General features: G+C 64.4%; 16 protein-coding genes. 5 read left to right on the top strand and 11 right to left on the bottom strand.

The features are described 5' to 3' along the window. Positions 1–10 precede the first annotated feature (10 nt). The 7 genes from NR187_RS01085 to NR187_RS01055 all read right to left on the bottom strand — a co-directional run bounded on the left by NR187_RS01085 (position 11) and on the right by NR187_RS01055 (position 7,008). Positions 11–1,711 carry a S8 family peptidase gene (locus tag NR187_RS01085; protein WP_211386238.1) on the bottom strand — a complete coding sequence of 567 codons (1,701 nt, stop codon included), beginning with the start codon at positions 1,709–1,711 and terminating at the stop codon, positions 11–13. 242 nt (positions 1,712–1,953) lie between these two features. Then, positions 1,954–2,328, bottom strand: coding sequence for a hypothetical protein (locus tag NR187_RS01080; RefSeq protein ID WP_256805524.1), 375 nt, complete (start codon positions 2,326–2,328; stop codon positions 1,954–1,956). Between the two features lie 320 nt (positions 2,329–2,648). Further along, positions 2,649–3,356 (bottom strand): AprI/Inh family metalloprotease inhibitor, encoded by a 708-nt coding sequence (locus NR187_RS01075; protein ID WP_211386236.1) that lies wholly within the window; start codon positions 3,354–3,356, stop codon positions 2,649–2,651. Continuing rightward, the gene (locus NR187_RS01070) at positions 3,356–4,345 is read right to left on the bottom strand and encodes a 2-hydroxyacid dehydrogenase (RefSeq protein ID WP_211386235.1); all 990 of its coding nucleotides are present in this window, start codon (positions 4,343–4,345) and stop codon (positions 3,356–3,358) included. Before NR187_RS01070 ends, NR187_RS01075 begins: the two co-directional genes overlap by 1 nt. Beyond that, positions 4,345–5,163 (bottom strand): ABC transporter permease, encoded by an 819-nt coding sequence (locus tag NR187_RS01065; RefSeq protein ID WP_256805523.1) that lies wholly within the window; start codon positions 5,161–5,163, stop codon positions 4,345–4,347. The genes NR187_RS01070 and NR187_RS01065 overlap by 1 nt, the downstream gene beginning before the upstream one ends. Then, positions 5,160–5,975 (bottom strand): ABC transporter ATP-binding protein, encoded by an 816-nt coding sequence (locus NR187_RS01060; protein WP_211386233.1) that lies wholly within the window; start codon positions 5,973–5,975, stop codon positions 5,160–5,162. The genes NR187_RS01065 and NR187_RS01060 overlap by 4 nt, the downstream gene beginning before the upstream one ends. Before the next feature lie 10 nt (positions 5,976–5,985). Beyond that, complete coding sequence (locus NR187_RS01055; RefSeq protein ID WP_256805522.1) at positions 5,986–7,008, bottom strand: ABC transporter substrate-binding protein; 1,023 nt, start codon at positions 7,006–7,008, stop codon at positions 5,986–5,988. Positions 7,009–7,170: 162 nt separating this feature from the next. Here NR187_RS01055 and NR187_RS01050 point away from each other — a divergent pair, with 162 nt between their 5' ends. From NR187_RS01050 to NR187_RS01040, 3 genes are all read left to right on the top strand, one after another. Continuing rightward, positions 7,171–7,977, top strand: coding sequence for a creatininase family protein (locus NR187_RS01050; protein ID WP_211386231.1), 807 nt, complete (start codon positions 7,171–7,173; stop codon positions 7,975–7,977). 139 nt (positions 7,978–8,116) lie between these two features. After that, on the top strand, positions 8,117–8,380 hold the full coding sequence (locus NR187_RS01045; protein ID WP_256805521.1) for a hypothetical protein: 264 nt from the start codon (positions 8,117–8,119) through the stop codon (positions 8,378–8,380). A gap of 399 nt (positions 8,381–8,779) precedes the next feature. Beyond that, a complete protein-coding gene (locus NR187_RS01040) occupies positions 8,780–10,744 on the top strand; it encodes a carbohydrate porin (protein ID WP_256805520.1) in 1,965 nt (654 codons plus the stop codon). A 9-nt stretch (positions 10,745–10,753) separates the two neighbouring features. Here the strand turns inward: NR187_RS01040 and NR187_RS01035 are convergent, their stop codons facing one another. After that, on the bottom strand, positions 10,754–12,829 hold the full coding sequence (locus NR187_RS01035; RefSeq protein ID WP_256805519.1) for a methyl-accepting chemotaxis protein: 2,076 nt from the start codon (positions 12,827–12,829) through the stop codon (positions 10,754–10,756). 242 nt (positions 12,830–13,071) lie between these two features. On the opposite strand from NR187_RS01035, the gene NR187_RS01030 reads away from it, so the two are divergent. Next, positions 13,072–14,367 (top strand): hemolysin family protein, encoded by a 1,296-nt coding sequence (locus NR187_RS01030; protein ID WP_256805518.1) that lies wholly within the window; start codon positions 13,072–13,074, stop codon positions 14,365–14,367. Between the two features lie 181 nt (positions 14,368–14,548). Here the strand turns inward: NR187_RS01030 and NR187_RS01025 are convergent, their stop codons facing one another. From NR187_RS01025 to NR187_RS01015, 3 genes are all read right to left on the bottom strand, one after another. Beyond that, positions 14,549–14,788, bottom strand: a complete 240-nt coding sequence (locus NR187_RS01025) for a PilZ domain-containing protein (protein WP_256805517.1) — start codon at positions 14,786–14,788, stop codon at positions 14,549–14,551. 101 nt (positions 14,789–14,889) lie between these two features. After that, positions 14,890–16,602, bottom strand: a complete 1,713-nt coding sequence (locus NR187_RS01020; RefSeq protein ID WP_211386225.1) for an FMN-binding glutamate synthase family protein — start codon at positions 16,600–16,602, stop codon at positions 14,890–14,892. 224 nt (positions 16,603–16,826) lie between these two features. Continuing rightward, positions 16,827–17,600 carry a ferredoxin--NADP reductase gene (locus NR187_RS01015; RefSeq protein ID WP_256805516.1) on the bottom strand — a complete coding sequence of 258 codons (774 nt, stop codon included), beginning with the start codon at positions 17,598–17,600 and terminating at the stop codon, positions 16,827–16,829. Between the two features lie 387 nt (positions 17,601–17,987). Between NR187_RS01015 and NR187_RS01010 the strand changes: the two genes are divergently transcribed. Continuing rightward, positions 17,988–18,791 carry a RimK family alpha-L-glutamate ligase gene (locus NR187_RS01010; protein WP_256805515.1) on the top strand — a complete coding sequence of 268 codons (804 nt, stop codon included), beginning with the start codon at positions 17,988–17,990 and terminating at the stop codon, positions 18,789–18,791. Positions 18,792–18,841: the final 50 nt, after the last annotated feature.

Below are 18,841 nucleotides of genomic sequence, written 5' to 3'. Positions count from 1 at the left end.
GGCGTCCTCCCTAGACGGATTGCAAAGCGCGCAGCAGATCGAGCAGGCCGGCCCCCTGGAATTCGGGCCGGCGCTTTATATTGGTCGCAGCCGCGACGAAGATGTCCTTCACCTGTTCGGGCTGCCCGAGGAACTCGTTGCGGACCGACAGAAAGGCCGCGATCGCGCCCGAAACGTGGGGGGCGGCCATGCTGGTCCCGGAATCCTCTCGAAACAATGCCTCGTTCGCGGCAGCGCCTTTCATCAAAGCGCAGGAGACGATGCGCTCGCCCGGCGCGACCAGATCGGGCTTCATCCGGCCGTCCGAGGTCGGGCCCTTGGCCGAGAAGAACGAAACACCGAACGTGTGGGGCATGTCGCGATGGGTCGATCCCACCGTGATCGCAAGGCTCGCATTGCCGGGATCCGCGATCGTCCCCATGTGCGCCGCGCGCTCGGCCGCCCCGTAATAGCCGCTGACGACACCGTATCCACCATTGCCGGCCGCGACGACCACGCAGACCCCCGAGTGCACAAGGCGGTCGACCTCGACGCAAAGAGGGCTCTGCCCGGCCGCAAACCATTCGGGATCGAACGGATAGCCGAGGCTGAGATTCACGCCGTGAATCTTCAGGCTCCGTCCGTTGTCGTTGCAGCGCTGAATATAGCCGAGCGCGGCCAGCAGGTTGCTGAGATCGCCCGACTCACCATCGGCAAGCACTTTCAGACTGACGAGCTTGCAGTCGCGCGCCAATCCCGCGATCGGCTTCTTATGCTCGACATTGACCTTGCTGACATTCCCCTTGCTGTCCCGGACCTCCGTCCTGATGCTTATTGTCGCGATTGCCGTCTCGATCCCGGGCAGGTTGTCCTGCTTGCGGCATGTCAGCCCGGCGATGATGCCGGCGACATGTGTGCCATGCCCGTCCTGATCGGTCAGAGCTGCGGCCTGGGACGCATCGGGATCATTCGGATGCGGCTCCGTAAAATCCTTGTGCAGGAGCCCATCCGGAAGCTTGGTGGTTTCGAGCGACTGGAAGTGCGGATGAGTTGCGTCGATGCCGGTATCGGCGACCGCCCAGACAATCCCCTTTCCGCCTGCTTGAAAGGTATTGAACGCCGCGTCGCACTTGATCGTTCGCACCGACTCATAGACGCAACGCTTGATCTCGTGATCTCGCCAGATCTTGTAGATCAGCGCGATCGGCTTCTCAGCCGCTGCCGACGATTGGGAACTGCTCACATCCGCCGGCTTGCAATCCGAGAGAGTGCCGATCGTCTTGCTGGTCAGCCTTGCGAAAACGTAATTATCCGTCCACATCGACTTCTCGATGTCGATATCGTCGGACGGATCGAACATGGCCATCAGCGACGGATCGAAGCGGGATGCGGCGGGCCCGAACGCGGGAAGAAGCTTCATCTGGACCGCCGGGTCCGCCAGCCCGCGCGCCTTGCTGTAGGCCCACAGCAAGACAAGCCGTGCGCCGCCGATTCCCCCCGGAAAACTCCGGTTGAATTCGATGATCACCTTGAACGTAGGCTCCGCGGCAGCGGCTCTTGCTGCGGTCTTCCTCTTCGGGCCGCCATCCATGACGGCGAGCAGATCGGGCGCGATCGAGGTCTTGGTCAGGACTCGCCTGACATCGCCCGCATTAGCCTTTGTCTCGCCAGCCCTTGTGTCGCTAGCACTCGTGTCGCTAGCCTTTTCGCTCGCCGGCTTCTTGCGCACCATACGGAAACTACTCCCGCATCCAGACACGTGCTCGCATCACATGCGGAGCGCGCGCTTTTTGAAATTCATCAGGCTTCCGGCGCTTCGGCGACCGAAAGCAAAAACCGCTTATGTCAATTCGGATGTCGCGACGCTCAATATCCCGTCGTGATACACGCTACAATTGCACGGACGCCAAGTCGTTTCAATCCTGTTTTCGGGAACCAACGCTGTCGCTGCAAGGATGTGAACGCCGTGCTCCATCACGTGTAGATCCAGCGCTGCACGGCTTCGGCGGTGTCGGCGGGCGAGGTGTTGAAGCAGATCGCCGCATTCGGCGCCAGGCGATGGACGAGGTTGAGCACCTTCTCGAATAGCAGCAGGCGCTCCCTCGGCTCACGCAGACCCGCGCCGATCAGGATGCAGCCGAAGCTCTCGTCGCGCAGCGCCGCCGTGACTCCGGCTTCCGCCGTGGCGTCGAGATCGATCAGGCAACTCGTGACCTCGTAGCCGAGATCGCGCAGGCGCAGCAATTGCGCATCGATGTAGGTGCGCACGAGCTCGGGCGTGACTTGCGGGAACGCGCTGTAGTCCGCATTGCCCGGTTCGATGCCGATCGCGAGGACGCGCCTGCTCATGCAAAACTCCTTGCCGGACTTCCCGCATCGCTAACGGAAGGAGCCTTCCTCCCGGTTCCCTCGCGCGCGGTCGCCCTGCGGTCCCGATCCTGCCCTGATTTTCCTGCCGACGCTGTAACCCACTTCACATGTGCCGAGCCGACGACATAACCTGCGGCCATCCTTCGAGACGCCCGCCTCCGGCGGGGCCCTCAGGATGAGGTCGCGTTTCGCGGCGAGATATCAGACCCTCATGGTGAGGAGCCCGCCAAAGCGCGCGTCTCCGGACGATGCTCTGCATTGCCGGGCGAACCGTGGCAGGCCGAGCACGCTCGCGGCGCCTACTGACGCAGCATGATCAGGGGATCGGCGGTGTCGGGGACGCGCCGCCACTGCGCGTTGTCGTCGGCCTCGAACTGCCAGACATCGCCGGACTTCGACAGCAGGATGATCTGGCCGCGTTCGAGCCGCCATTGCGTCGGATTGAACTGTGCGATGGCCGCATCGCATTTCGGCTTGAGGAAGACCTGGAAATTGTCCTGGCCGGCTTCCGTGTTGGTCAGCGTCAGCCCGCACACCGGCTGGCCGTTGCCGCGCACCATCGCCCAGTCCCCGATCATCTGGTCCATCGACTTGGCCATCGACCGTGCGGCGGCAAGATCCTGCAGGATGTAGACGCCCTCGCCCTGGCGCAGGCCTTCGAAGATGCCGGCCTCGACCTCGGTGAAGTCGATCACGGCTTCACCGGTTGCATCCTGCAAACGGACGATGTCGAGACCCCTGACGCTCCAGGCGACGATGTCCTTGGTGAAAGGCAGCGTGGCCTTGCAGGCCGGCTCCAGTTCGAGCTTGAAGCCTTGTGCGGCGGCGTCAGCCTTGAGCGTGACGACACAGGTCTTGCTGCGCTCGGTGGTCGAGAGCTCCCACTGCCCGGGCATCTCCTTCTTCAGGGTCGTCGTATCCTGCGCCAATGCAGGGCTCGTCCGAGCAAGGCTGATCGCGGCAATACATGCCGCGATAGCCAGTGCGACGACCCGAAGAACTCTCATCAGCGTCCCTTGAACGGCGTTTCCGCCACCGGCGTCAACGGCGCCTTGCCGCCGAACCAGGCCTTGAGGTTGTCGACCACGAGTTGGTCCATCGCGTTGCGCGTCACCACCGAGGCCGAGCCGATATGCGGCAGCAGCACGACGTTCTGCATGGACTTGAGCTCGTCCGGCACGGTCGGCTCGGCCGCGAACACGTCGAGACCGGCGGCGAGAATGGTGCCGGACTTCAGTGCCTGGACCAGCGCCGCCTCGTCGACCACAGAGCCGCGCGCCACGTTGACCAGCACGCCGCGCGGGCCGAGCGCCTTGAGCACCTCGGCGTTGATCATCTTTTCGGTCGCGGCGCCGCCGGGCACGATCACCATCAGCGTGTCCACCGCCTTCGCCATCTCGATCAAATCGGGGTAGTGCTTGTAGGAGACGTCCTTCGACGGATTGCGGGAGTGATAGACCACCGGCACCAGCGAGGCATCGAGCCGGCGCGCGATGGCCTGGCCGATCCGGCCCATGCCGACGATGCCGACCTTGCGGTCGCGCAGCGAGCCGACGCTGAGCGGATAGTTCTGGGTCTGCCAGAGGCCTGAACGCACGTAACGGTCGGCCTTGATGAACTCGCGCACGGTGGAGATCAGAAGGCCCATCGCAACGTCGGCGACCTCCTCGGTCAGCACGTCGGGCGTGTTGGTGACGATGATGCTGTGCTCGGCCGCGTATTTGGCGTCGATGTGGTCGTAGCCGACACCGAAGCTCGCCACCATCTCGATCTTCGGCAATTGCGACAGCGAATCCTTGTCGGCGCGCACCGTGTGATAGGTCACCGCCACGCCGCGGATCTTTTCGCGGATCGCCGGCGTCAGCCGCTCGAGGTCACCGCGCGTCTCGGCCTTGTGCACGACGAAATGATCGGAAAACCCGTTCTCGAGGATCGGCCGCACCGGCCCATAGATCAAAAGGTCGATCTTTTCGGACGAAATCGAACCGGTGGTCATCAGTTTTCCTTTCCAAGCGCGCTCTCATGCCAGCGCCGTAAAACGAGGTGGGAAACTAGCGCCAGCACCCCATAGATGACAATCCCGGCCAGCGATAACAGCAGCAGCGCCGCGAACATGCGGGGTATGTTCAATCGATAGCCGGATTCGGCGATCCTGTAGGCGAGCCCGGAGCCCGCGCCGGCCGTTCCCGCCGCGATCTCGGCCACGACCGCGCCGATCAGCGACAGGCCGCCGGCAATGCGCAGGCCGCCGAGAATGTAGGGCAGCGCCGCCGGCAGCTTGAGAAAGCGCAGGGTCTGCTGTGGCGAGGCGCCATAGAGCTGGAACAGGCCGGCGAGATTGCGGTCGACCGAATTGAGCCCGAGCGTGGTGTTGGACAGCACCGGGAAGAAGGCGACGATGAAGGCGCAGACGACGACCGCGGTCTGCTGCTCCAGATAAATCAGGAGCAGCGGCGCGATCGCGATCACCGGCGTCACCTGGAGAACAACGGCATAGGGGAATAGCGAATATTCCACCCATTTCGACTGGTTGAACAGCAGCGCCAGCGCGACGCCGCCGATGCTGGCAGCGACGAAACCCTCAAGCGTGGTCAGGAGCGTGGCGCCGAGCGATTGTGACAACACCGCCCAGTCCTTGATCAGCGTCAGGAAGATGATCGAGGGCGCCGGCAGCACGTAAGGCGGGATCTCCTTGATGCGGACCACGAGTTCCCAGGCAAGAAGCCCCGCCGCGAACACCATGACGGGGAGCACGAAGCGGATCGCGCGTCGTGCGCCGGGCGGTTTCGGGGTGACGGTCGCTTGCGCGTTCATAGCACCAGTTGCCCCGAATAGGACGGCGCCAGCGCGGCCGACACCCGCCGGCAATAGTCGGAATAGGCGGCCGAGGTGCGAAATTCCTCGCCGCGCGGCTCGACCGTCTCGATGCGGATGTCGGCCTGGATGCGGCCGGGCCGCGCCGTCATGACCACCACGCGCTGCGACAGGTAGACGGATTCGAACACCGAATGGGTCACGAAGATGACGGTCTTGCCAAGGCTGCGCCACAGCGCGAGCAAATCGTTGTTGAGGCGGAAGCGCGTGATCTCGTCGAGCGCGGCGAACGGCTCATCCATCAGCAGGATGTCGGGATCGGTGACGAGCGCGCGCGCCAGCGACACCCGCATCTTCATCCCGCCGGAGAGTTCGCGCGGAAACGCGTCGGCGAAATCGGCAAGCCCGACGCTGGCGAGCGCCACATCGGCACGCGCGCGCGCGTCCGCCTTCGCCACGCCTGCGAGCCTCAGCGGCAATCGCACGTTCTCGCGTACGCTGGTCCAGGGCATCAGGGTCGGTTCCTGAAACACGAAGCCGATGCCGTGGCCCGGCTGCGGTACGCCCTCGTGACGCCCCAGCCTCACGATTCCCGACGACGGCGCGCTGAGCTCCGCGATCAGCCGCAGCGCGGTCGACTTGCCGCAACCGGACGGACCCAGCAGCGAGATGAACTCGCCCTTGCGCACGGCAAGATCGAGCGGGCCGAGCGCCATGATGCCGTTGTCATAGGTCTTGGTCACGCCGCGCAGGCTGACGGCCAGGGCCGTCAGGCCGGTCTCGACCCCCGTCGAAGTCTTGGCTGACGACATCGACCTTGCGCTACGGCTTGCCGGGGCGCAGTTCGGCGCCGACGCCTTTGTTGACGAAGCGCAGCGTATAGGATTTGCGGAAATCGAGGTCCGCCTTCACCACGCCCGCCTTCACCATCTTGTTGAAGAAGGAGGTGTAGCGCTCGTCGCTCATGGCGCCGATGCCGTCCTTCAAGCTGTCGCCGGAATCGACGATGCCGTATTGCTTCATCTTGGCGACGGAATAGGCGAGCAGTTCGTCGGTCATCTCCGGATTGAGCTTCTTGATCATGGCGTTGCCGGCGGAATTGTCGCGGTAGATGTAATTGTACCAGCCGACCATGGAGGCATCGACGAAGCGCTGCACCAGGTCCGGCTTCTTCTCGACCACGTCGCGGCGGGTCTCGATCAGGGTCGAATAGGTGTTGAAGCCGTAATCGGCGAGCAGCAGAACGTTGGGCTTGAAGCCGGCAGCCTTCTCGACCGCGAAGGGCTCGGAGGTGACGTAGCCCTGCATCGCGCTCTTCGGATTGGCAATGAAAGGCTGCGGATTGAAATTATACGGACGGACGTTCTTCTCGCTGAAGCCGTATTCGGACTTCAGCCACTGGAAATAGCTGGTCATGCCTTCCTTGGAGACGAACAGCGTCAGCGGCTTGAGGTCCTCGATCTTGGCGACCTTGGCGTCGGGCTGCGTCAGCATCACCTGCGGATCCTTCTGGAAGACCGCGGCGATGGTGACGACCGGGACGTTGTTGGCGACCGCGTCGAACGACATCAGCGTGTTCGCGGCCATGAAGAAATCGATCTTCCCGGCGATCAGCAGCATCCGGTTGTTCTCGTTCGGCCCGCCGGGAACGATGGTGACGTCGAGGCCGTATTTCTTGTAGGTGCCGTCGGCGACCGCCTGGAAGAAGCCGCCATGCTCGGCCTCGGCGACCCAGTTGGTGCCGAAGCTGACCTTGTCCAGGGTCTCGGCGCGCGCCGCGACGATCGAAACCAAAGCGGCCATCAAGCCCGCTGTTAACGTTCGCCGCAGATGAGAGGGGCTCATGATGGGACTCCGTCGATCGTGGCTGGTCGATGTCGAACCAACGCGATAAAACCGCAAGAAGTTCGGGGACGCGAGCCGGCCGGGCCCGCGTCCCCTGATACCCCAAATTACGTGACAAATTCGGGCAAAGAAACCTCCAAGAAAAATTCCAAGGAAAACTTGATGATGCCGTCCCGCGACTGGACCGAGATCCACTGGGCCGATACCGGCCCAGCGGACGCGTCACGCTGGATCGCGGTGCTGCCGCTGGCGGCGACCGAGCAGCACGGCCCGCATCTGCCGCTCGCAACCGACGTGCTGATCGCGGACGCCTATCTGGCGCGCGTGCGCGAGCTTTTGCCCGCGGACATTCCGGCGACGTTCCTCCCCGTTGAAACGGTCGGGATTTCCACCGAGCATCTCGATTATCCGGGCACGCAGACGCTGCCGACTGACATTGCGCTGAAGAGATGGACGGGGATCGGCGAGGACGTCGCCGGGCGCGGCGTGAAGAAGCTCGTCATCATCACCAGCCATGGCGGCAACAGCGCGGCCATGATGCTGGTCGCGCAGGATCTGCGCGCGCATCACAAACTCTTTGTGGTGACGACGTCGTGGTCGCGGCTGTCGGGAGCTGACACATTGTTCCCGGCTGATGAAGTGCGCCACGGCATCCACGGCGGCGCGGTCGAGACCTCGATCATGCTGGCACGCTATCCCGATCAGGTGCGCATGGATGCGATCGCGGATTTTCCCGCGAGCAGCATCGCGATGGAGCAGCAATATCGCTGGCTGTCGACGCAGCGGCCGGCGCCGTTCGCCTGGCAGGCGCAGGACCTCAACCCAAGCGGCGCGGTCGGCAATGCGACGCTGGCCGTGGCCGCGAAGGGCGAGCAGCTGATCGACCAGGGCGCCCGCGCCTTTTGCGAGCTGCTGGCCGAGGTCGATAACTTCGACGTGAACAGGCTCGCCAAGGGCCCCCTCGGCTAGCTCCCATCCTCCTGGAATCGTTCGGGAAAGAGCCGGATTCCACCCCCGCTTTTGCCGGTTTCGAACCGGACGCGGGGAGCCTCCGTCCAACTGGGCACGCGGGCCACAACGGACCGCCTCAACCCGGATGGAGTTTCCAATGTCGATGAAGACCAAGATTTTCGCTGTTGCCCTCGCCGCGCTCACCCTGACCGGCAGCGTCGTGGCCACCACCTCGCAGGCGCAAGCCAAGCCGCTCGGCTGGGGTGTCGGTGTCGGCCTGGGCATTGCCACCGCCGCCGTCGTCGGCTCCGCGATCGCCGCCAGCAACGACCCCTATTACTACGGCTATCACCGCTGCGGCTGGGTCGCCCAGTACAACGCTTTCGGCCAGTACATCGGCCGCGTTCGCAGCTGCTACTGATTTGAGTACCTGAGGCCGATCTCAAGTGGATCCGCGTCCGACACGGGCGCCTCATCCACCCCGTGTCGTGCCCCCGACCCCGCCCGGATGTCCCCCCGGGCGGGGTCATCCGTTTTGGGGCCCGGGAAATTGTTGCAGTCCCGTCACACCGAGGTGCGAACCATCACCTGCGGCAATCCGCACTAGTTGCTATTGCGAATTAATCGCAATAAGGTTCGCAACAAGCTCAGGGGCTTGGAAGAAGTCGGGTCGGATCGAGGTCATCTCGCTCGATCCCGGCAGCAACCGAGGCCTGATGACAGGGCCGCCGCGAATCGGCAGGGATACATCGCGGCGGGTGGGACACATTCGCTTTTGGGGGCGTGCGTTTTGACGTTGAGAAATCACCGACACCGGTATTTGCGGACGGCCGCGGCAATTGCCTCGGGCGTGCTGGCTCTTCCCGCCACCGGCCGTGCGGCCGACCTGCCGCTGAAGGCACCGGCCTTGAAGGCGGTCTACGATTGGACCGGCCTCTATATCGGCGCGCATTTCGGTGCCACCCGCGGCACGTCCTCGGCGACACTGACCGATCCCACGCTCGCGACCAACAATCACGTGTTCACCGGCGCGACCGGCGGCGTGCAGGCGGGCTATAACTGGCGCCTCAACTCAGGGCTCCTGCTCGGCGTCGAAGGCGACATCTCGTTTCCGAACTATCTGCCGTCCAACCACGTCGTGTCATCGGCGGCGACCGTGCTGTCGAGCACGGAGGAGCGCTGGGACTATGTCGCAAGCCTGCGCGCCCGGCTCGGCTACACCAGCGGCAACTGGCTGTTTTACGCAACCGGCGGCGCGGCCTTCACCGGCGAGCGTTTTCTTTCGACACCGACCGGCGGCAATGAAGAGAAGGTACTGCACACGCGGTTCGGCTGGACTGCCGGCGGCGGAGTCGAATATGCCTTCGCGCCGCACTGGAGCGCGCGGCTCGAATATCTCTACAGCAAGTTCGACAACGCCAACATCACCTTCCCCTCCGGCGCGCAGTATTCGTCGTCGATGGATTTCCAGAGCCTGCGCATCGGCCTCAATCGCAAGATCGATTGGCCGGGCGTGCCGACCTACAACCCGAAGTCGGATGTGACGGACACCGAGTCTAGCCGCTGGGAGATTCACGGCCAGTCGACCGTGCTGGGGCAGGGCTACCCCGCGTTCCACGCGCCCTATACCGGACCGAACAGCCTGCTCCCCTCCCCGGATTTCCAGCAGACATGGAGCAATTCGCTGTATCTGAATGCGCGGCTGTGGGACGGCGGCGAGGTCTATTTCAATCCCGAGCTGCTGCAGGGTTTCGGCTTCAACAACACGACGGGCGCCGCCGGCTTTCCCAACGGCGAAGCGCAAAAATCCGGCTTTCCCTATCCGCACTTCAACGCCTCTCGCCTGTTCGTGCGCCAGACCTTCGGCTTCGGCGGCGAGCAGGAAGAGCTTGCCAGCGGCCAGCTTCAGCTCGCGAGCAAGGTTGACGTGTCGCGCCTGACCTTGCAGGTCGGCAAATTCTCCGTGGTCGACGTATTCGACGGCAATTCCTACGCGCACGACCCGCGCAAGGATTTCATGAACTGGTCGATCTGGGCGTCCGGCGCCTTCGACTATGCCGCCGACAAGCTCGGCCTCGGCTATGGCGCCACGGCCGAATTGAACCAGAAGCAATGGGCGCTGCGCGCCGGCTACTTCCTGATGGACGCCCAGTCCAACTCGAGCAATTTCGACATGAACATCGGCCGCCGCGGCGAATATGTGATGGAGCTGGAGACGCGCTATTCGCTGTTCGGCCTGCCCGGCAAGCTGCGCACGCTCGGCTTCGTCAACAGCGCCTATTCCGGCAGCTATCGCGAGACGCTGGACAATCCCCTGCTCAACCTCGACATCAGCCAGACCCGCCGCGGCCGCCTCAAATACGGCTACGCGCTCAACCTCGAACAGGCGATGACCGACGACATCGGCGTGTTCGGCCGCTGGAGCTGGAACGACGGCCGCAACGAGATCATGGCGTTCACGGACATCGACCGCAGCCTGTCCGGCGGCGTCTCGGTGAAGGGAGCGAAATGGGGCCGGCCCGACGACGTCGTCGCCATTGCCGGCGCCATCAACGGCCTCTCGCAGGACCATCGCGACTTCATCGCCGCCGGCGGTCTCGGTCCGCTGATCGGCGACGGCCAGCTCAACTACCGCCGCGAACGCGTGCTGGAGACCTATTACGCCTACGCACTGAACAAGGCGCTGACCTTCACCGCCGACTACCAGCTCATCGTCAATCCCGCCTACAACGCGGATCGTGGCCCGGTGTCGGTGTTCTCAGGCCGCCTCCACGGCGAGTTCTGATCGCGCCCCTTACGCGGCCCGGATCGCGTCGAGAAACTTCCCGACCTCGACCTTGAGGCGGCTGCTCTCGCCAGACAGCGACTTGGCTGACGCAAGCACGTTCGAGGATGCCGATCCGGTCTGGCTCGCGCCGCGCTGCACGTCGACGATGCTGGCGGAGACCTGCTGGGTGCCGCGCGCCGCCTGCTGCACGTTGCGGGAAATCTCCCGCGTCGCCGCGCCCTGCTCCTCGACCGCCGAGGCGATCGCAGACGCGATCTCGGACATGCGGGTGATGGTGTCGCCGATCGCCTTGATCGCGCCGACCGAATCCTCGGTCGCCGTCTGGATTCCCGCGATCTGCTGGCTGATCTCGCCGGTGGCCTTGGCGGTCTGCTCGGCCAGCGCCTTGACCTCGGAGGCGACGACGGCGAAGCCGCGCCCGGCCTCGCCGGCGCGCGCCGCCTCGATGGTGGCGTTCAGCGCCAGAAGATTGGTCTGGCCCGCGATCTGGCTGATGAGCTCGACGACGTCCCCGATCCGGCCGGCGGCCTTGGCGAGCTCGCCGACATGCTCGTTCGTTCGCCCCGCCTGCTGCACCGCCTCGCCGGCGACGCGCGCGGAGTCCTGGACCTGCCGGCTGATCTCGTCGACCGAGGACGCCATTTCCTCCGCGGCAGCGGCAACGGTCTGCACGTTGGTGGAGGCCTGCTCGGACGCGGCGGCGACGGTCGCGGTGACCTTTTCCGATCGATCGGCCGTGCTCGTCAGCGTTCCCGCTGAGGCCTCCAGCTCCGAAGATGCCGACGCGACGGTGTTGATGACGTCCCCGATCATGGCTTCGAAGTCGCGCGCGATCTGGTCCATGCGCTGGCTGCGACGGAGCTTCGCCTCGGCTTCGGCCGCGGCCGCCTCGTCGGCGGCCTTCTTGGCGGAGAGCGAATCCTTGAAGTGCCGGAGCGAGCCCGCCACCTGGCCGATCTCGTCATTGCGCCCCGTCGCGGGGATCTCGACCTCGTGCCGTCCGGCGGCGAGCGTTCCGATCACGTCAGCGAGCCGGCTCAGCGGCGTCACCACGCGGCTGCGCAGCATCATGGTCACCCCACCGAGCGTCCCGAGCAGCGCCAGCACCGCCACGCCCGCAAGCGCGAGCATGGCCAGCGCACCATCGCGCGCGGCCGCGGCGCGCTCGGCAGCTTCGGCCAGCGCGGCGTCGCGCACGGCGTAGAACATCTGGATGGCCGGCACGATGACCTTCGCCAGCTCCTCGGCGTTGATGCCGTACTTGCCGTCGCCACGGGCCGCGGGCATCTCCTTGTCCACGGCAGCAGCCGCTTTGCCGAAATAGGAGTCCGTCGCCGCCTTCAGCGCGGTGGCGATGCGAGGCGGGCTTCCGAGTTGGTCGATGCCGGCCTCGATGCGCTCGCGGTCGGCCTCGACACGCCCCTGCATACGATCCATCAGCGAGAATTCGGCCGCCGTGATCGGGCGGCGTGCGCTCAGCGCCGGCGACAGCGTCGCGGCGCGGCTGCCGGCCGAGACGCGCAGATCCTGCGCCGTTCGCGCCAGGCTCAACAGCGCGGCAAGCGAGGAATCGGCATTGATGACCTTCGCTTCGAGCCTGTTCATGATCGGCTCGATATCGCCGATGACCTCGGCAACGCCCGGAAGGAAGCCCTTGATCACAGCCCCGTCGCGCGACGCCAGCGGAACGCTCATCGCGCGATCTGCCGCGGTGTAGATATCCTTGAGCCGCCGCGCGGCACGGTCCAGGTTCTCGATCATCGCTCCGGCGTCGTCCAGCACCATGATGGCGCGCCGTGCCCCCTCGAATGCGGCATCGGCCGCCTTCGAGGCCTTCGCGGCGGCTTCGATCTGGGCCTGTGTCGCAGGGTTCTCCTGGAAGATCGGGGAGATGTAGGGGGCACGAAGGCCGGCGACCTGCTGGCTGACCATCAGGGTCGCACCAAAAGCATCGACCGTCTTGATCGCGTCGGAGCGGTTCGTGAAGATGCGCGCCTGGGGTATCAGCACCTCGGCGCCTAGGATGACTGCAAATACCGTCACCGTCAGCATCGACAGCGCAAAGAGCTTCCCGATCCGCATCCTGATCCCCGAATACATTCCTGCAAATGTCGAGAACCTAGCGGGTGGCCACTAAGAGCCCGTTAAGCACGGCATGCCTGTAGTTCCGCGGGGGTCGGCGTCGAGTGCCTTCCGGAACAGTTGGGACCCGAGGTTCCCTCGGAGCAAAGGATGCGACAGAATCACCGGCATTTCGTCCCCGGAATAACTATATCAAGGCCTGCGCCGCCATCTGCGCCACACTCCCTTACCTCGGAACGTCAATGCTCTCGGTCGAACTCGTCATCGTCGTCGTCCTGATCGTCATCAACGGCCTTTTGTCCATGTCCGAGCTGGCCGTGGTCTCGTCGCGCCCGGCCCGGCTGTCGCTGCTCGCGGCCAAGGGCGTGCGCGGCGCCGAGCGCGCGCTGACGCTGGCGGCCGATCCCGGAAAATTCCTCTCGACGGTGCAGATCGGGATCACGCTGGTCGGCGTGCTCTCGGGCGCGTTCTCCGGCGCGACGCTCGGACAACGGCTGACTCAATCCCTGGTCGAGCTTGGCCTGTCCGCAGGGATCGCCGACATCGTCGGCGTCGGCATCGTCGTCACGCTCATCACCTACGCGACGTTGATCGTCGGCGAGCTGGTGCCGAAGCAGGTGGCGCTGCGCGACCCCGAGAGCGTCGCGGTCATGGTCGCCCCCGCGATGCACGTTCTGGCGCGGATATCGCTGCCACTGGTTTTCCTGCTCGATCTCTCCGGCAAGCTGATCCTCTCGCTGCTCGGCCGCGGTGGCAAGGCCGAGGAGAAGGTGTCCGAGGACGAGATCCATCATCTCGTCAGCGAGGCCGAAAGCGCGGGCGTGCTCGAATCAGGCGAAAAGGAGATGATCGCCGGCGTGATGCGGCTCGGCGACCGTCCGGTCGGCGCGATCATGACGCCGCGCACGGAGGTCAACGAGATCGACCTGAACGATACGCCGGAGGCCATTCACGAGATCATCGTGAAGAGCCCGCATTCGCGCTTTCCGGTCTCCGACGGCGATCGCGACAAGCCGATCGGCGTGCTCCAGGCCAAGGACCTGCTGATCGCTTATATGAACGAACGCACGCCCGACCTGCGCGCGCTCGTGCGCGAGGCGCCCGGCATTCCGGCGTCGGCGGATGCCCGCGACGTGCTGGCCATCCTGAAAGCCGCGCCGGTTCACGTCGGTCTCGTCTACGACGAATACGGCGGCTTCGAAGGCATGGTGACCACTGCCGACATCCTCGAGTCGATCGTCGGCGCGTTCCATTCCGAAGAGGGACCGCCGGAGCCGGCCTATGTCAGGCGTGCCGATGATTCACTTCTGATCTCCGGCTGGATGCCGGTCGACGAATTCGGCGAGCTGCTCGGCGTCGAGCTGCCGCCGCACCGCTACAACACGGTGGCGGGGCTGGTGCTGCAGCAGTTCAACGTGCTGCCCAATGTCGGCGATGCGTTCGACTTCGCCGGCTGGCACATCGAGGTCATCGATCTCGACGGGCGAAGGATCGACAAGATTTTGGCGAGCAGGCGGGGCGAGCAGGCGGCGGCGTGAGCTGGTCTCGTCGACCCGGCGAAGGCCGGACCCATAACCATACAATTGAGTTTGGCGAAGACTGAGAGTTACGCGGTGCTGCTGCCTGCGCATTGGCGATAAGTCACGCGGTATGCGCCCCGGCCTTCGCCGGGACGACCGCGGGAGCAAGGGTCACGAGCTCGCGTCGGACGCAGAGCCCCTATCCAAACCTCACCCCGATCCGCTTTTCCTTGCGCCAGACCACGGTGCAGGACAGATGGGTTCCGCCGGCCTGGACGACCAGGATGAAATGGTCGGGGATGCCAACGGGGCTGGTGACGTCGAGCGCGGCGCCTGTATCGGAGAGGTTGCGGATGGTGCAGTCGATCGCGCCGCCGCCGAACTCGATCGTTCCGGCCTTCAACACGCGATGCCTTGCCTTGTCGCGCCGCTCGTCCATGGGGACAATCTACACCCAAAGTTGAACCAAGCGTTAAACGCAGCCCTGGTCGCGACGCATTCTCGCGTCAGGTGCTGCGGCCTTGCAAGGTGGACCGGCGCCTACAGCGCCGGCTGGAACGTCTCCGCCCGCGCCATCCGCCAGGCGTCGCGGAAGCGCGGGTCCTCGGTACCTTCGAGCAGCTCGCCCGGACGCAGCGCCGGGTAGAGCTGCGCGAAGGACTTCACGTCGGTCGTCGAGGTGCGCTGGCTGAAATGGATCGGGCGCAGCTGCTGGGGGTGCTCGAGGCCGGCCGCGGCGATCAGCTCGGTCAGCGAGTGCAGCGTCGCATGGTGATAATTGTGCACGCGGTCGATCTTGAGCGGCACATAGAGCGCGCGCGCGCGGGTCGGATCCTGGGTCGCGACCCCGGTCGGGCAGCGGTCGGTGTGGCAGCTCAGCGACTGGATGCAGCCGAGCGAGAACATGAAGCCGCGCGCCGAATTGCACCAGTCGGCGCCGATCGCCATCGCCCGCGCCATGTCGAAGGCGGTGGCGATCTTGCCGGACGCGCCGATCTTGATGCGGTCGCGGGCGTTGATGCCGATCAGCGCGTTGTGGACGAAATTGACGCCCTCGCGCATCGGCATGCCCAGATGATCCATGAACTCCAGCGGCGCCGCGCCGGTGCCGCCCTCGTTGCCGTCGACGACGATGAAGTCGGGATAGATTCCGGTCTCGATCATCGCCTTGCAGATCGCCAGGAATTCCCAGGGATGGCCGATGCACAGCTTGAACCCCGCCGGCTTGCCGCCGGAGAGGCGGCGCATCTCGGCGATGAACTGCATCATGCCAACAGGTGTCGAGAAGGCACGGTGCGAGGCCGGCGAGATGCAGTCCTCGCCCATCGAGACTCCGCGGATCTTGGAAATCTCCTCGGAAACCTTCGCCGCCGGCAGCACGCCGCCATGGCCGGGTTTGGCGCCCTGGCTGATCTTCAGCTCGACCATCTTGATCTGGTCGTGGTTTGCGACGCGCGCGAACGCCTCCGGATCGAAGCTGCCGTCGAGATGGCGGCAGCCGAAATAACCCGAGCCGATCTCCCAGATGATGTCGCCGCCCATCTCTGCGTGATAGGGGCTGAAGCCGCCCTCGCCGGTATCGTGTGCGAAGCCGCCCTTCCTGGCGCCGGCATTCAGCGCGCGCACCGCGTTCGGGCTGAGCGCGCCGAAGCTCATCGCGGAGATATTGAAAACCGAGGCCGAATACGGCTTCGTGCACTCCGATCCGCCGATGGTGACGCGGAATTTCTCCTCGGCATGCATCTTCGGCGAGACCGAATGATGCATCCATTCATAGCCGTCGCGGTAGACGTCCTCCTGGGTACCGAACGGACGCTTGTCGAGTTGCATCTTGGCGCGCTGATAGACCAGCGCGCGGATGTCGCGCGAGAACGGCATGCCGTCCTTCTCGCTCTCGAAGAAATACTGCCGCATCTCCGGACGAATCTCTTCGAGCAGGAAGCGGATATGTGCCGAGATCGGATAGTTGCGCAGAACGGCATGGCCCTTCTGCATGAGATCGCGGACGCCGAGCAGCGTCAGCGCGCCGAAGATCAGGGTAGGGATCAGCAGGATGTCGAAGATCTTGCGGTCGGCGATGCCGATGCCGATCAGCAGCGCGGTGACGACCGCGCAGATGGTCAGCACGATGAAACGCGGGGAGAATGGCAGCAGCAGGGTTTCCATGATCCCCTCTTCCGCCAGCGGCAGCCGTTTGGGCGCTGCGGCTATCGGAGATTCCTGCGTCTTGTTGTCGTCGGCCACGATTCCCATCCTCTCGCCAGCATGAGGCGGCACGATACGCCCGCGCCTGTCATACGGATATGACGCGGCCCTTGTTTCAGGCTAGCGAATTCGGCCGAGACAAATCAATCAGCCCGATGGGCGGGCTGCTGCGGTGCAATATGAAATGGTTGAGGATGACGTGGCATTAACCGGTCAGGGCGCTTTACCCACAGCCGTCGTCCTGGCGAAAACCGGGACGACACCGAGAGGGCCTACCGCTCGACGAACGCCTTCTCGATCACGAAATGGCCGGGCTTGTTGCCGCTTCCCTCGACGAAGTCGCGGCCCTCGAACATCACCTTCAGCTCTTCCAGCATCGCCGGGCTGCCGCACATCATGATGCGGTCGGTTGCGATGTCGAGCGGGCCCTGTCCGATGTCGTTGAAGATCTGCTCGGAGTTGATCAGGTCGGTGATGCGGCCGCGATTCTTGAACGGCTCGCGCGTCACGGTCGGGTAGTAGACGAGCTTGTCCGCAAGCAGCTCCCCGAACAGCTCGTCTTCGCGCAAGGAAGCGACGAGCTTCTCGCCATAGGCGAGTTCGGAGACCTGGCGGCAGCCGTGCACCAGCACGATGGACTCGAACTGGTCGTAGACCTCGGGGTCCTTGATCAGGCTGGCGAACGGCGCGAGGCCCGTGCCGGTCGAGAGCAGCATCAGCCGCTTGCCGGGAATGAGGTTGTCGGTGATCAGCGTGCCGGTCGCCTTGCGGCCGACCAGGATGGTGTCGCCTTCCTTGATCCTCTGCAGACGCGAGGTCAGCGGACCGTCCTGAACCTTGATCGAGAAGAACTCGAGCTCTTCCTCGTGATTGGCGCTCGCCATGCTGTAAGCGCGCAGCAGCGGACGGCCGTCGATCTCGAGGCCGATCATCGCGAACTGGCCGTTCTGGAAGCGGAAGCCGGTATCGCGCGTGGCGCGGAAGCTGAACAGCGTGTCGGTCCAGTGCTGGACGGAAAGAACCTTCTCTCGGTAAAACGCGCTCATGATTTTCGATATTCCGAATAATTGCGGTTTTAGGGCAAAAGCGTTGCCCGGCCCCTGAAACGGGGCGGACACCATTGCCATGGCGGAGGATTTCGCGTGTGTGATCTACGCCATTGAGACCAATAATCAACCTCGTTCCGGATGCAATTGATGCCGGTCAAACCGGCATTTGCGGCGGAAATGGTCACATCATTAATGGATCTGCTGTCTGGCGCATGCGGAGGGCAATTTCTTTTCCCGCCGGGGCTCGAATACAGCACTTAATTTCCGTGGCGCTCGCGAGAATTTCATTAAGAATAGCTCTGATTTCCACCCCGGTTCGGCGCCGTTTCCCGCATTTTTGCGGCTTTTGGCGCCAGGAGCGTCTGGAACTGGCGACAAAGGCACATGGCGAGCGGTGATCGGATCTTCGTCCAGGCGATCGAGCGCTATTGCGCGAACCACGGCATCAGGCTCGGTGTCCGCGCCGATGGCTGGCTGCTCGCGATGCGCCGGGGCGAAACGCGCCATTTCGCCTTCGGCTATGACATCGGCCTCAACAGCGCCATCGCGCACCGCCTCGCCAACGACAAATCGGCCACCGCCGAGGTGCTGGCGCTCGAGGGCGTGCCTTACATTCCGCATCGCCTCTTCCTGAATCCGAAGCTGGGCCGGAATGTTGTTGGTGCCGCCTGGCGAGAGGCAATGCTGGTGCTGCTTCACGACAATCCGAAAGGCGTGGTCGTCAAGCCGAACGAGGGGACGTCGGGACGATCCGTCTTCAAGGTGACGACGGAGGCGGAGCTCGACCACGCGGTCGGCGAGGTCTTTTCGATGAACGCAGGGCTCGTGATCTCGCCCTATGTCGCGATCGAGAGCGAGGTCCGTGTGGTGCTGCTCGATGATGAGCCCCTCGTCGTCTACAGCAAGCAGCGTGGCTCGGATTGGCGGCACAATCTCGATGCCGGCGCAAAGCCGGTACTCATGGAGGACGGCGAGGTTCACACGGCCTGCGTCAAGCTCGCGGTCGATGCCGCGCGCGCCATCGGCATTGCCTTCGCGTCGATCGACGTGGTGCGCGTGGATGGCGCCTGGCAGGTGCTGGAAATCAACTCCGGCGTGATGATGGAAGCGCTGGCAAAGCTGCATCCGGAGCTGGTTCAGAAGACGTACGATGCGGCGCTGGATCGGGTGTTTGGCGAAGCACGTTGATTGAATTCTTGCCGCGAAATACGCGCCACCTTCTCCCACAAGGGGCCTGT

This window comes from Bradyrhizobium sp. Bra64, from assembly GCF_024519875.1.
Classification (GTDB): domain Bacteria; phylum Pseudomonadota; class Alphaproteobacteria; order Rhizobiales; family Xanthobacteraceae; genus Bradyrhizobium; species Bradyrhizobium japonicum_G.
Note: the sequence above shows the minus strand (reverse complement) of the source record. Positions and strands in the feature narration are given on the sequence as shown.

What these genes read in the sequence shown, in the direction of transcription:
- NR187_RS01050 (WP_211386231.1), top strand. Translation starts at nt 7,171, where the DNA reads ATGATGCCGTCCCGCGACTGGACCGAGATCCACTGGGCCGATACCGGC.
- NR187_RS01075 (WP_211386236.1), bottom strand. Translation starts at nt 3,356, where the DNA reads ATGAGAGTTCTTCGGGTCGTCGCACTGGCTATCGCGGCATGTATTGCC.
- NR187_RS01015 (WP_256805516.1), bottom strand. Translation starts at nt 17,600, where the DNA reads ATGAGCGCGTTTTACCGAGAGAAGGTTCTTTCCGTCCAGCACTGGACC.
- NR187_RS01080 (WP_256805524.1), bottom strand. Translation starts at nt 2,328, where the DNA reads ATGAGCAGGCGCGTCCTCGCGATCGGCATCGAACCGGGCAATGCGGAC.
- NR187_RS01010 (WP_256805515.1), top strand. Translation starts at nt 17,988, where the DNA reads ATGGCGAGCGGTGATCGGATCTTCGTCCAGGCGATCGAGCGCTATTGC.
- NR187_RS01070 (WP_211386235.1), bottom strand. Translation starts at nt 4,345, where the DNA reads ATGACCACCGGTTCGATTTCGTCCGAAAAGATCGACCTTTTGATCTAT.
- NR187_RS01025 (WP_256805517.1), bottom strand. Translation starts at nt 14,788, where the DNA reads ATGGACGAGCGGCGCGACAAGGCAAGGCATCGCGTGTTGAAGGCCGGA.
- NR187_RS01055 (WP_256805522.1), bottom strand. Translation starts at nt 7,008, where the DNA reads ATGAGCCCCTCTCATCTGCGGCGAACGTTAACAGCGGGCTTGATGGCC.
- NR187_RS01045 (WP_256805521.1), top strand. Translation starts at nt 8,117, where the DNA reads ATGTCGATGAAGACCAAGATTTTCGCTGTTGCCCTCGCCGCGCTCACC.
- NR187_RS01030 (WP_256805518.1), top strand. Translation starts at nt 13,072, where the DNA reads ATGCTCTCGGTCGAACTCGTCATCGTCGTCGTCCTGATCGTCATCAAC.
- NR187_RS01085 (WP_211386238.1), bottom strand. Translation starts at nt 1,711, where the DNA reads ATGGTGCGCAAGAAGCCGGCGAGCGAAAAGGCTAGCGACACGAGTGCT.
- NR187_RS01020 (WP_211386225.1), bottom strand. Translation starts at nt 16,602, where the DNA reads ATGGGAATCGTGGCCGACGACAACAAGACGCAGGAATCTCCGATAGCC.
- NR187_RS01065 (WP_256805523.1), bottom strand. Translation starts at nt 5,163, where the DNA reads ATGAACGCGCAAGCGACCGTCACCCCGAAACCGCCCGGCGCACGACGC.
- NR187_RS01060 (WP_211386233.1), bottom strand. Translation starts at nt 5,975, where the DNA reads ATGTCGTCAGCCAAGACTTCGACGGGGGTCGAGACCGGCCTGACGGCC.
- NR187_RS01035 (WP_256805519.1), bottom strand. Translation starts at nt 12,829, where the DNA reads ATGCGGATCGGGAAGCTCTTTGCGCTGTCGATGCTGACGGTGACGGTA.